Source organism: Planctomycetota bacterium (assembly GCA_035384565.1).
GTDB lineage: Bacteria > Planctomycetota > PUPC01 > DSUN01 > DSUN01 > DAOOIT01.
Map to the genome: position 1 here is coordinate 22,929 of DAOOIT010000007.1, position 12,566 is coordinate 35,494.

Annotated in this window: 7 protein-coding genes and 1 riboswitch; of the genes, 6 read left to right on the plus strand and 1 reads right to left on the minus strand. The window is 69.6% G+C overall.

What is annotated here, in order from left to right; translation table 11 throughout:
- Positions 1-81: 81 nt before the first annotated feature.
- The 5 genes from PLE19_04070 to PLE19_04090 all read left to right on the plus strand — a co-directional run bounded on the left by PLE19_04070 (position 82) and on the right by PLE19_04090 (position 8,658).
- Entirely contained in the window at positions 82-2,556 is a 2,475-nt protein-coding gene (locus PLE19_04070; GenBank protein ID HPD14097.1) for a cytochrome b/b6 domain-containing protein, read from the plus strand.
- Complete coding sequence (locus PLE19_04075; GenBank protein HPD14098.1) at positions 2,549-3,460, plus strand: hypothetical protein; 912 nt, start codon at positions 2,549-2,551, stop codon at positions 3,458-3,460. The genes PLE19_04070 and PLE19_04075 overlap by 8 nt, the downstream gene beginning before the upstream one ends.
- A 148-nt stretch (positions 3,461-3,608) precedes the next feature.
- Positions 3,609-4,580, plus strand: coding sequence for an SUMF1/EgtB/PvdO family nonheme iron enzyme (locus PLE19_04080; protein HPD14099.1), 972 nt, complete (start codon positions 3,609-3,611; stop codon positions 4,578-4,580).
- A 236-nt stretch (positions 4,581-4,816) separates the two neighbouring features.
- Entirely contained in the window at positions 4,817-6,124 is a 1,308-nt protein-coding gene (locus PLE19_04085; GenBank protein ID HPD14100.1) for a Gfo/Idh/MocA family oxidoreductase, read from the plus strand.
- Between the two features lie 131 nt (positions 6,125-6,255).
- Positions 6,256-8,658: a HEAT repeat domain-containing protein gene (locus PLE19_04090; GenBank protein HPD14101.1), complete on the plus strand. Its 2,403-nt coding sequence runs from the start codon at positions 6,256-6,258 to the stop codon at positions 8,656-8,658.
- Positions 8,659-8,769: 111 nt separating this feature from the next.
- Here the strand turns inward: PLE19_04090 and PLE19_04095 are convergent, their stop codons facing one another.
- Positions 8,770-10,044, minus strand: coding sequence for a Gfo/Idh/MocA family oxidoreductase (locus PLE19_04095; protein ID HPD14102.1), 1,275 nt, complete (start codon positions 10,042-10,044; stop codon positions 8,770-8,772).
- A 145-nt stretch (positions 10,045-10,189) separates the two neighbouring features.
- A riboswitch (cobalamin riboswitch) is annotated at positions 10,190-10,392 on the plus strand.
- Positions 10,393-10,580: 188 nt separating this feature from the next.
- Between PLE19_04095 and PLE19_04100 the strand changes: the two genes are divergently transcribed.
- Positions 10,581-12,557, plus strand: a complete 1,977-nt coding sequence (locus PLE19_04100; protein ID HPD14103.1) for a TonB-dependent receptor — start codon at positions 10,581-10,583, stop codon at positions 12,555-12,557.
- Positions 12,558-12,566: the final 9 nt, after the last annotated feature.

Below are 12,566 nucleotides of genomic sequence, written 5' to 3' on the forward strand. Positions count from 1 at the left end.
GCGCGGCACAGCAGGCTTTGGTAGAATCCCCACCCTCCGAGCAGTCCCAATCACTGGCCCATGCCATGAGGAGGCACTTCCTTGACTCGCGGGAGCCGGCTCGCAGGTTTCGTTGCCGCTCTGATGCTCGTTGTGCGCACTGTGGCCCTGGCCGCGGAGCCCCCGCTGCCCGAGGTCACGCGCACCGACCAGTCGCGTTTCGTGCACCGCATCGCCCTGCTCGACGCGAAGGGCAACCCGATCGGCCCCGCCAGCGAGGTGCCGTACAGCCCGAACACCACCTGCTCCAGCTCGCGCTGCCACAGCTATCAGACCGTGGCGAAGGGCACCCACACACGCATGTTCCCCAGCGCCGTGCCGCCCAAGGGCCGCCCCGACGGCTTCGCGTGGACGATGTTCGAGGCGGCCACGGGCATGGCCGCGCCCCTCTCCCACGGCTACCAGCCGGCCAGAGCGGAGGCATTCGACCCGAAGGCGCATCTGACGCCCTTCAAGTTCGCCCTGCAATTCGGCGCCTGGCACCCGGGCGGCGGGCGCCTCGAGCTCGACGCCGCGGGCAACCGCTACGACGCCCACCTGGCAGAGAACCCCGCCCTCCGCACCGCCACCGAGCCCGCCGCCAACCCCGACTACCACCAGGCCCGCTGGGACCAGAGCGGCGTGCTGGAGAACGACTGCATGGCCTGCCACGCCCTGCACGGCTATGACCACGTGGAGCGCGCGGGCCAGATCGCCTCGATGAACTTCCGGTGGGCTCCCACCGTGGGCGCCGGCTTCGGCCACGTGGAGGGCAAGACCGCCTCGCTGCCCCTGCCCGGCCCCGACGCCAAGCCCGACGAGTCGGCGGCACCCGCCATCAAGGTGAAGTACAACCCCGCCCTCTTCGGCCCCGACGGCAAGGTGCACCTGGAGATCGGCAAGCCGCCCGACGCCAACTGCCTCGCCTGCCACCGCCGCCCCGCCAAGGGCTCGGCAGCGTGGACCGATTGCCTCGACGCCGACGTGCACTCGAAGGCCGGCCTGAAGTGCGTGGACTGCCATCGCGCCGGCCCCGACCACGTGATCGCCGGCGACCCGACGAGCACGAATCCCGACTTCCGCTCGCTCACGTGCAAGGGCTGCCACGAGACGGGCCGCCTGGGCGCCCCCGTGCCCGCGCACAAAGGCCTCCCCAGGCTGCACCTGCGCGAGATCGCCTGCGAAACCTGCCATTCCGGGCCGAAACCCCAGAGAGTGCCGCCGGGGTTCGAGCAGCCCACCGACCCCACCTGGGGCGTGATCCTCACGACGCGCAAGCCCAGCGGACCGCCCTTCTACGCCCCCGTCTACAAGGAGACCGAGGCCGGCCCCATCGGCGTCTTCGCCCGCATGCTCCCCACCTACTTCGCCAACCGCCGCGAGGACAAGAGCCTCACCCCGCTCGACCCCCAGTACATCGCCAGCCGCGTGCGCAGGGTGGAGAGCGAGATCAAGGACGACACGGGCGACGGCGTGCCCGAGGTGAACACCGACGCCGAGATCAAGGCCGTGCTCGGCGCGCTGAAGAAGAAGGACGTCAGCCCCGTCTACATCGCGGGCGCCAAGCTCTACTGGCTCGATGACAAGGGCGACGTGGCGAGCGAAGCGACCGAGTTGGGCGCGCCGCTGGACCTGCCGCTGGCTCATAACGTGCGTCCGGCGCCCCAGGCCCTGGGGGCGCAGGGCTGCACCGAGTGCCATCGTGCCGACGCGCCGTTCTTCCTCTCGCTGGGCCTCACGCGGGTCGCCGCGGCCGATGGCAAGCCCGAGGGCGAGCCGCTCTACGCCCGCCTCGACCGCTCGGCCTCCGACGTGCGCCTGGCGGGCCTCCGCGAGCGCTACATTCGCCCCTATGGCCGGTTCGCCATCGGCCTGGTCGCTCTCGTGCTCGTGCTGCACTACGTCGTCTTCGGCCCGCGCCGCTACGATAAGCGGATTCCCGAGCAACTGGTCCAACGCTTCAGCGTCATCGAGCGCCTGGTGCACCTGACGCTGCTGGGCTCGTTCCTGTGCCTCGCCGCCACCGGCATCCTCCTCGGGGTCGGGGTCGAGCGCATCTTCGGCAAGGGCGTGGCGCGGATGCACGACCTGGCCTCGTGGGCGCTGATGGCGGGCGCGCTGCTCGCCTTCCTGCTCTGGGCGCGCGACATGGTCTTCTCAAGGGTGGATATCGGCTGGGTGAAGGTGATGGGCGGCTACCTCGGCTACCAGGGCCACGTGCCCGCGGGCCGCTTCAACGCCGGCCAGAAGGGCTTCTTCTGGTTCATCCTGCTGGTCGTCGCCTGCCTGGCGGCCACGGGCCTGGCCATGCGGTACGAGCTGGGCGGCGACGCGTGGGAGGTCACCGTCTACACCCTGCACCTGACCTGCGCCTACCTGATGATCCTGTGCGTGCTCGCGCACGCCTATCTCGGCTCGTTCGCCAACCCGGGCTGCATCGGGTCGGTCTTCAACGGCAAGGTCGCCCGCGCGTGGCTCGAACACCACCACCCCGACTACCAGCCCAAGGGAACCCAGGAGAACACCCCACATGCGTAAGCTCCTGCTCGCCGCCAGCCTGGCCGCGGCAGCCGCGGCGCTCTCGGGTTGCAGCTTCGGCCCCAGCCGTAAACCGGTCTTCGTGCCCATCGTCGAGCGCGCCGCGGACGCCGCGTGGCCCTTCGTGCTGCCCGCGCAGCAGCCGCCGGCCGCGCCCGCGGAGAAGGAAGGCAAGGTGATCCTCGTTGCCGCGCGCCTCCTCGCCGCACCCGGCCCCGACCTGGCGAAGGCGGGGGTGGACTTCGACAAGCCCTTCGCGGTTCTCCCGGGTTCCGCATCGAAGGCATTCGATACACTGGTGCGCGAGCGTCGGGGGCAGGTGCTTGCTGCCCCACGCATCGTGGCCAGGCCCGGCCAGAACGCCACGGTCACGATTGCCCGCGAGTACAACTACATCGGCGGCTACAAGCCGGGAAAGCCCGACGCGCCCGCCCCCGGGCCGGCCGCCCTTTGCACAGTGCACAATGGCTTCACCCTCGCGGTCCGCGCAGAGCTGGACGGCGAGCAGGTGGCCTTCACCGAGGTCGCCCCGCGAATGGCCAGCCTCTTCGGCACCCGACAGTGCAAGAGCCGCATCTCCGCCGACAAGGGGGCCGCGTCCCTGGATTGGGAGGAGCCCGTCTTCCTCGCCTCGGAGGGCGCTCTTCCCGCCGGCGCGAGGCCCTTGCTGAAGCAGGGGGAATGCCTGGCGGTGCCCATGAAGGACTGCGTGCGCGTCGTTGTGTCCGAGGTGCGCAAGCGACTCGACCAGCCGGTCACGGTCGAGCTCTCGGGCGCCATCAAGTTCCTCGCCAAGCCCGACTCGCGCGGCTATCCCCTGCCCGGCCGCATCGTGCTCGTGCTCACCGCGCGAGCCGCCGAGGCCGGGGACCCGCCGGCCGCGCCCGAACCCGCGAAGAACTGACCCGCCCCCGGCTTCCGGCGCTCAAGTCTCATTTGACTTCCGAGCCGAAAAAGGCGATGATCATAGAGGAGGTAAGAGTCGCGGTGGCTGGCCCGGATCGCCAGCCGGCCGCCGGTGTGTACGGGATCCGCAAAGGAGTGGAAACGGGATGAAGTGCGTGGTCGGGCAGAGGTCATGGGCCGGGCTCGGGTGCGTCGCGGCGCTGCTGGCATCGTTCGCCCTGGCAGAGGAGCCGGCGAAGAAGTTCACCGAGACCATCAAGAACAAGCAGGGCAAGGACGTTTCGTTCGACATGATCCTCATCCCGGGCGGCAAGTTTACCATGGGCAGCCCCCAGGATGAGAAGGGGCGCAAGGAGCACGAGGGGCCGCAGTTCGAAGCCGTCCTCAAGCCCTTCTACCTCTGCTCCACCGAGACGACCTGGGAGATGTTCATGGCCTTCTACGACGAGACCGTGCAGGAGAAGCGCGGCGACGCGGCCAAGGCGAAGGCCGAGGAGGAGGCCAAGGCGAAGGGCGTGGACGCGATCAGCGGCCCCACCCCCCTCTATGGCGACCCGACGCTCGGCTGGGGCGCCGGCAAGCGGCCCGCCATCGGCGCCTCCTGGCACTGCGCCGACGTCTTCTGCAAGTGGCTGGCCAAGAAGACCGGCAAGAAGTACCGCCTGCCCACCGAAGCCGAGTGGGAATACGCCTGCCGCGCCGGCACCAAGACACCCTACTCGTTCGAGGCCGACCAGATCGAGGACTTCGCCTGGTTCGAGGACAATGCCGAGGAGAAGACCCAGGAAGTGGCCAAGAAGAAGCCCAACGCCTTCGGCCTCTTCGACATGCACGGCAACGTGATGGAGTGGGTGTCGGACTTCTACTCGCCGAAAGCCTATGAGGAGGCCGCCAAGAACAACCCGGTCACCTGCCCCACCGGCCCCAAAGAGGGCAAGGTGCACGTGGCCCGCGGCGGCGCCTACAACAGCCCCTCCGAGGCCCTGCGGTCGGCCGCGCGCGTCTTCGAAGAGCCCTTCTGGCGCTACGAGGACCCTCAGGAGCCCAAGAGCCAGTGGTGGCTGCCCAAGATGGGCTTCATCGGCTTCCGCATCGCCTGTGACGTCGAGGCCAAGTGACTTCGCCCGCAACGCCCGTCGTCAAAACACCGGCCCCCGACAGCACCAGCGCTGTCGGGGGCCGCGTCGTTGGCTGGCTGGATATCGGCCGAGTGGGACCCGTGGGACAAGCGGACGCGCTGTTCCACCGTGTCCCACCGGTCCCACCCGTCCCGCATTTGACTCCCCCCGCCCGTCGGGCTATGCTCCTCTTCTGCGGGAGGCTGCGTATTCCAAGCCATCGGGAGCCGACGCGCATGCGACGAATCAGCCGGCCATCGAGGCGAAGCGTTCTGAAGACCCTGGCGACGGCCATCGCCGCGCCCTGGATCGTGCCACGCACGGCACTCGGCGCCGAGGGCAAGGTTGCGCCCAGCGACCGCGTGACGATGGGCTTCATCGGCGTGGGAGGCCAGGGCGGCGGCCACCTGGCCGGCGGGGCCTGGACCTATCTCCCCGGCGGATACCTGGGGCGCGACGACGTGCAGATCCTCGCCGTGTGCGACGTCGTGCGCGCCAAGCGCGAAGCCCACACCAAGCGCGTCAACGACCACTACACGCAGAAGTTCGGCAAGGACGGCTATAAGGCCTGCCAGGACTATGTGGACTTCCGCGAGGTGCTGGCCCGCCCCGACATTGACGCCGTGCTGATCGGCACGCCCGAGCACTGGCACGAGGTGATGTCCACCATGGCCGCCCAGGCGGGCAAGGACATCTATTGCGAGAAACCCATCGCGCTCACCGTGCGCGGCGGGCGGGCGATGGCCGACGCCGTGCGCCGCTATGGGCGCGTCTACCAGGCGGGCACGCAGCAGCGGTCGGAGTACGGCGGCAAGTTCCGCTTCGCCGTCGAGATCGTCAAGAGCGGCCGCATCGGCAAGCTCGAAAAAGTCTACGCCTACCAGAGCTGCGGCACGGGCTTCGTGCCCGACGGCGCGCCGCCGGGCGCCAAGGGCACGCCCGTGCCCGAGGGCTTCGACTGGGACCTGTTCCTCGGCCCGGCCCGCTGGGCGCCGCACGGCGCGGGCGCCACGTATTTCGGGGGGGCGGGCGGCGACACCAACTGGTCGCCCCACCACTACGACATCGCCCAGTGGGGCATCGGCGCCGACGACACGGGGCCGGTCGAGATCTTCCACGAGAAGGGCACGCTGACCTTCCGCTACGCCAACGGCGTTACGCTCTACGCCTGCCCCTATCCCGGCGAGGGCTGGGGGCCGGGGCGCGTGTGCTTCGTCGGCCCCGAGGGGCGCGTGACCGCCGACCGCGACACCTTCTTCACCGTGCCCGCCAGCATCGGCGCGCAGCCCATCGCTGCCGACGAGGCCCACGTCTACTTCTCCAACAGCCACTCGGGCAACTTCCTCGATTGCATCCGCACCCGCAAGAAGACCATCTGCCACGAGGAGATCGCCCACCGCTCGATGAGCGTCATCCTCCTCGGCGGCATCGCCAACCTGCTGCGCCGGCCCCTCAAGTGGGACCCGCAGAAAGAGGAGTTCGTCGGCGACCCCGATGCCAACCGCTATCTCGGCGCCGCCTTCCGCGAACCCTGGCGCGTGTGACGAATGGATAAATGGATGGGTGGATGAATGGATGAAGGAAAGACGGGGGATCGAGCGAGCACCTTCTTGGGCTTCTCTTTCATCCAATCATCCATTCATCCAATCATCCTCCTTCGTAAAGGAGCAAACCTGTGAGAGCCGGCGTCCGCCTCTTCTCCGCCCTTCTCCTCCTTGGCGCCACGCGCCTCGTTGCCGCACAGAGCGAGGAGGAGAAGCTCATCGCCATCCTCAAGTCCGACCGGCCCTCCAACGAGAAGGCCTGGGCCTGCCGCAAGCTCAAGCTCGCGGGCACGCTGGCCTCGGTTCCGGCGCTTGCCGCGTGCCTGCCCGACAAGGAGCTGGCCCACTCCGCCCGCTATGCGCTCGAGACCATGCCCTACCCCGAGGCCGCCGCCGCGCTCCGTGACGCCGTACCCAAGGCCACCGGGCTGACGAAGGCAGGCATCCTTGACTCGATTGGCGACAGGCGCGATAAGGAGGCCGTGCCGCTCCTGGCTCCTCTGGCCGCCGACGCCGACCCGAACGTCGCCTCCTCCGCCGCGGTCGCCCTCGGCAAGATCGGCGGCCCCGAGGCCATCGCAGCCCTCAAGGCCGCGCGGGCGAAGGCCCCCGAGGCGGCCAAGCAGGCCGTCGCCGACGGCCTGCTCCGGTGCGCCGACCAACTCCTCAGGGCGGGCGACAAGCCGGCCGCCGCGGCCCTCTTCAAGCAGGTCCACCAACCTGCCGAGCCGGAGCATGTCCGCACCGCGGCGATGGTCGGCATGCTCCTCGCCGCCGACGACCCGCTGCCAATGCTCGAGGGCAGCCTGTCGGGCAGCGACCGCGCGGCTCACCGCGCGGCGCTCGACGCCCTCCACGAGCTGACGGGCGAGGCCGTGACGAAGGCCGCCGCAGCCCAGATTGCGAAGGCCGAGCCGAAGGTGCAGGTCGCACTCATCGAGGTGCTCGGCCAGCGGGGCGATGCCGCCGCCGCGCCGGCGATCATCGAGGCCACGAAGAGCGCCCAGCCAGCGGTTTGCATCGCCGCGCTCCACGCCCTCGGCTTCCTCGGCGATCCCGCCTCGGTGCCTGTCCTCCTTGAGACGGCCGCGAAGGGGGAAGGCGTCGCTCAGGAGACGGCCAGGGACGCCCTCGCCCGCATCGCGGGCAAAGGCGTGCGCGAGGCCCTCGCCGCGCAGTTGAGCAATGCCGACCCGGCTGTTCAGGCGGAGCTCGTGCGAACGCTCGGCGCCCGCCGCGACACGGCAGCCGTCCCAGCCCTCCTCAAGATGGCGAAGGGCAACGACGCGGCGGCCCGCACCGCGGCCCTTCGCTCCCTCGCACAGCTCGCCGATGAGGCGGCGGTTGGCGACCTCGTGGACCTTCTCGGCCGCGCCGTAGCCGACGCCGATCGCGACCCGGTCGAGAAGGCGCTCGCCGCGATCTGCTCCCGAGCCAAGCGCGCGGATGCGTGCGCGGCGCCGATCCTGGCGGCCCTGAAGACGGCCGCAGTCCCGGCACGCGCCTCGTTGCTCCGCGCCCTCGGGCGCCTCAACGCCCCGGAGGCCCTCCAGGCTCTTCGGGCCGCCACCGAGGACAAGGAACCGACCGTCCGCGATGCCGCCATTCGCACCCTGGCCGAGAACGGGGGGCTGGAGGCCGCGCCCGACCTCTTGCGGCTCGCTCACAAAGCGGCGGAACCGGCCCACCGCGTCCTCGCCCTCCGAGGCTACTGGCGCCTCGTCGGCCTCGCCGCCGACAAGCCGCTCGACGAACGCCTGAAGATGTGCGAAGCGGGCATGGCCGTCTCGGCTCGCCCCGAGGACAGGAAACTCGGCCTCACCGAGCTGGCCAGCGTCCCGCACCCGGACGCCCTGAAGCTTGCCGAATCGCTCCGCGCCGACGCCGCGGTGAGGGCCGAGGCCGAGGCGGCAGCGGTCCGCATCGCCGCCGCGCTCCTCGGCAGCCACAGGGCCGAGGCCCAGGCCGCGCTCGAGCGCCTGGCCGCCGACGGCAGCCCCTCTACACGCGCCGCCGCGCGCAAGGCCCTGGACACCCTCGACCAACTCGTGGGCTTCATCACGGCCTGGCAGGTCGCCGGCCCCTATCGCCAGCAGGGCAAGTCGTGCCAGCAGCTCTTCGACATCCCGTTCCCCCCCGAACAGCCGGATGCGAAGGTCGAGTGGAAGCCGCTCCCGGCCCCCGCCGACCCGGCGCTCGCCTGGCAGGCCGACCTCTTGCCCATCGCCGATGGCGAGCAGTGCGTTGTCTACCTCCGCTCCCGCGTCATCGTCCCGAAGGAGACGAAGGCCAGCCTGGAGATCGGTTCCGACGATGGCGTCAAGCTCTGGCTCAACGGCAAGCTGGTTCACGCGAACAACGTCATGCGCCCCATCGCGGCCGGGCAAGACAAGGCTCAGGCCACCCTCAAGGAGGGCCCGAACGACTTCCTGCTCAAGGTCACGCAGAACAACATGGGCTTCGCCGCCTGCGTGCGGGTGCGCAACGCCGACGGCTCAGTGATTGAGGGCATGCGCTTCCAGGCCGGCCCCTAGTGCTCAACGCGGCCGAAGGGCGTAACCAAGGGGGATGAATGGATGGTTGGATGGATGATTGCCTGACATTCATCCACCCATCCACCCATCTACTCATCCACTCCTGACACGCTACGCCTTCCTCGTTTCCCACTTCCCCTTCGTGAAGTCGGGGATTTCCTGGGGTGCGCCGCCCTCGGCGATGCTCTTGGCCGAGAGCGGGATGATGGCACTCCAGGCCGCGGCATCGGCCGCGTCAATAGGCGGCGGTGTGCCCTTGCGAATGGACTGGATGAACTCGCGGATGGGGAAGTAGTCGGCTCCCTCGTGGCCCGTGGCCTTCGCCTCGGCGCCGTGCTCGGTCCAGAGCGGGTGCTCGAACTCCTTCATGTACTTGCTCAGTTCCTCCCAACGATGCCCCTCGGTGCGGCCGTCGAGCCAGAGGAACTGCTGGCGCGAGTCGTAGCTCGCCCTGGTGCCCTGGAGCGTGTGGTAGGTGGTGGAGACGACGGGGCGGGGCGAGCACATGTCGAACCGCAGGTCAATGAGCGCACCCTTGGCTGTGCGGATGAGCGTGCTCGTCGAGTCGGGCAGGCTGAAGCGGATCTGGCGCGCGGGGTGCTCGGCGGGGAAGCGCTTCGCCACGTAGTCGTTGAGCGCGGCCGAGGGCGTCCCGGCGGCCACGAGCGAGACCATGCGGTCGCCGCGGTTGATCCCAAGCCATTGAGCCACAGGGCCGAGGGAGTGGGTGGGGTAGACGTTTCCGCCGCAGTCGCGCGCCATCTCGCCGCGCCAGGTGAGCGAGCCGTCGCCCTGGAAGAGCAGCGAGCGGCAGTCGTGCACGTAGCCGCACTCGGCGTAGGTGAGCTGGCCGAACAGCCCCCTTTGCACCATGTTGCCGATCATGAGGCAGTGGTACCAGTAGCAGCAGTTCTCGGCGAGCATGTAGACCTTGCCCGTCTCTTCGGCGGCGCGGACGAGGCCCCAGCACTCCTCGAGGGTCATCGCCGCGGCCACCTCGCTGAGGGCGTGCTTGCCGGCGCGCAGGGCGTCAATGGACATGGGGGCGTGCACCTGCATCGGCGTGGTCACGAGCACCGCGTCGAGGTCGTCGCGTTGGAGCATGCGCTGGTAGTCCTTCGGGCCGTTGCCGTAGCCCTCGGGCCTCTTGCCGCCGGCCTTCTCGACGATGTCGGCGCCGCGGGCGAGGGCGGCGGGGCTGATGTCGCACACCGCGGGCACCTCGACACCCGCCTTGAGCGCGACGCCGAGGAGGTAGGAGCCCCGGCCGCCGACGCCGATCACCCCGAGCCGTACGGGCCTCGACGGCTCCTGTCCCATCGCCTGCGCCGCCAGGCCGGCCGCCGCGCCCGCCGCCCCTGCCTTGAGGAAGTCGCGTCGTCTCATCGCAGGCTCCTCTCACACATCGTCCTGCTGCCCAGCCGTTGCCGACCCGCACATGCGGGAAACCCATCGCTTCGTGTATAGATCAATCGCCCACCCCCGTCAAGCGGACGGGTCCGGCCTTGACATTCCAACCGGCGCCGGGTATCATAGCGGGCGACACGTGGGTAGCCCCCCGCGGGGCTCGAAGAGGGAAGACGGTGCAAGTCCGTCGCGGTCCCGCCGCTGTGACCGGGGACGACCGCCGCAAGTGGCCACTGTCCCCCTGAGCCTGGGGCGAAGGGGACGGGAAGGCGCGGCCAGTAGGACGAGCCGGAAGCCAGAAGACCTGCCCACGACACGTCGCATCGGTGTGGCCCTCGCGGACAGGGGCCTCTCCGCTCTGCGCCCGAGCTCCGAGGATGGAAAACGGCATCCCCGGGCCTGTTTCACAGGTCCGGGGATTTTTCGTTCTCGCCCCGCTCGGGCCAGGGCCTGGTCTCCTGTGCCCGGGGCGCACAGTCACCCAGGGCGGCCCCGTTCGGGGCAAGGAGCCGCAGATGACAACGCGGAGCATCGTTGCCATCGCACTGCTGACCGGGGCGTTCGGCCTCGCGCGTGCCGAGGACGCCGCGCCACCACCCGGGCCAGCCGACGACACGCCGAAGGCCGAGGCCACCGAGGAGGAGAAGCCCGAAGAGGTCATGGTCACCGCCACCCGCCTCGAGACGCCCGCCAAACAGGTCGGCAGTTCGATCACCGTCATCACGCGCAAAGAGATCGAACAGAAGAAGCAGGCGACCGTGCTGGAACTGCTCCGCACGGTCCCCGGCGTGGACGTGGTGCAGGCCGGCCCCGCGGGCGGGCAGTCGTCGGTCTTCCTCCGCGGCGCCAAGAGCGAACACACGCTGGTGCTCCTTGATGGCGTGGAGTTGAACGACCCGATCACGCCCGGCCGCTCCTTCGACTGGGCGCACCTCACCGCCGACAACGTGGAGCGCATCGAGGTGCTCCGCGGCCCCCAGAGCACGCTCTACGGCTCCGACGCCATCGGGGGCGTCATCAACATCATCACGCGCAAGGGCCAGGGGCCGCCCCGCGTCACCCTCGGCGCCGAAGCCGGCTCGCGCCGCACCTTCCGCGAAACCCTCTCCGTGATGGGCAGCACACCCGTCTTCAACTATGCGTTGAGCACCGCGCACTTCGAGACGGGAGGCATCTCGGCCGCCGAGCGGCGCGACGGCAACCGCGAGAAGGACGGCTACCGCAACAGCACCTGCTCGGCCAGGCTCGGCTTCTCCCCCGCCGAGAACTTCGACGTGGACCTCATCGTCCGCTGCATCCGCGGCAGGACGGAGAACGACAACTTCGGCGGCCCGGGCGGCGACGACCCGAACTACACGAGCGAGGTCGAGCAGCACTTCGTGCGCGCCCAGGGGCGCCTCCGGCTGCTCGGCGGCGACTGGGAGCAGAAGTTCGGCGTGTCGTACTCCGACCACCATCGCACGACGCGCAACAACCCCGACGCCGCGCACCCGCTGGACCTCGAGCGCAGCGCCTACGACGGGCAGATCGCGCGCTTCGACTGGCAGCACAACTTCCGCCTCCACGAGACCAACACCCTCACCGTCGGCCTCGAAACCGAGCGCGAGAGCGGCAAGTCGCGGTACCACTCCGACGGCATGTGGGGACCCTACGACAGCGCCTTCCCCCGCCAGAGCGCCCGCACCCACAGCGTCTACGTGCAGGACTCCATCGCCCTCTTCGAGCGGTTCTTCGCCACCGTGGGCTTCCGCCTCGACGACCACGAGCAGTTCGGCTCGGCGTTCACCTACCGCGTCGCGCCCACGGTCGTGATTCCCGAGACAGGCACCCGCATCAAGGGCTCGGTCGGCACAGGCTTCAAGGCGCCCACCCTCTACCAGCTCTACGACCCCCTATACGGCAATCCCGACCTCCAGCCCGAGAAGAGCAGGGGCTGCGACTTCGGGGTCGAACAGGACCTCTTCGGCGGCCTCGTGACCCTGGATGCCACCTGCTTCCGGAACCGGTTCAAGAACCTGATTGACTTCGTCTTCGTCGGCTGGTCGGGCAGCTACCAGAACGTCGCCGAGGCCGAATCCAAGGGCGTCGAGCTGGGCGCCACCATGCGGCCGACCGAGAACTTGACACTGCGCGCGACGTACACGTACACTGACACCGAGGACAAAGCCACCGGCCTCGAACTCCTGCGACGCGCCCGGCACAAGGCCAGCGTCGAAGCCAACTACCGCCTCCTGAAGGCCACCAACATCCACCTCAGCGCCGCCTACATCGGGCCGCGCAAGGACCTCTTCTTCGACAACACCACCTTCACCAGCTCGAGGGTCACGCTGGACAGCTACCTCCTGGTCAACCTGGCCGTGACCCACGACGTGACCAAGAACGTGCAGGTCTACGGACGAGTCGAGAACGTGCTCGACCAGCACTACCAGGAGGTGAAGGGCTACGGCGCGCCCGGCATCGGCTTCTTCACCGGCGTGCGCGCCGCCTTCTGACGGCGGAAC

Coding starts and splice junctions, on each gene's coding strand:
- PLE19_04075 (HPD14098.1), top strand. CDS start 2,549: ATGCGTAAGCTCCTGCTCGCCGCCAGCCTGGCCGCGGCAGCCGCGGCG.
- PLE19_04080 (HPD14099.1), top strand. CDS start 3,609: ATGAAGTGCGTGGTCGGGCAGAGGTCATGGGCCGGGCTCGGGTGCGTC.
- PLE19_04085 (HPD14100.1), top strand. CDS start 4,817: ATGCGACGAATCAGCCGGCCATCGAGGCGAAGCGTTCTGAAGACCCTG.
- PLE19_04095 (HPD14102.1), bottom strand. CDS start 10,044: ATGAGACGACGCGACTTCCTCAAGGCAGGGGCGGCGGGCGCGGCGGCC.
- PLE19_04100 (HPD14103.1), top strand. CDS start 10,581: ATGACAACGCGGAGCATCGTTGCCATCGCACTGCTGACCGGGGCGTTC.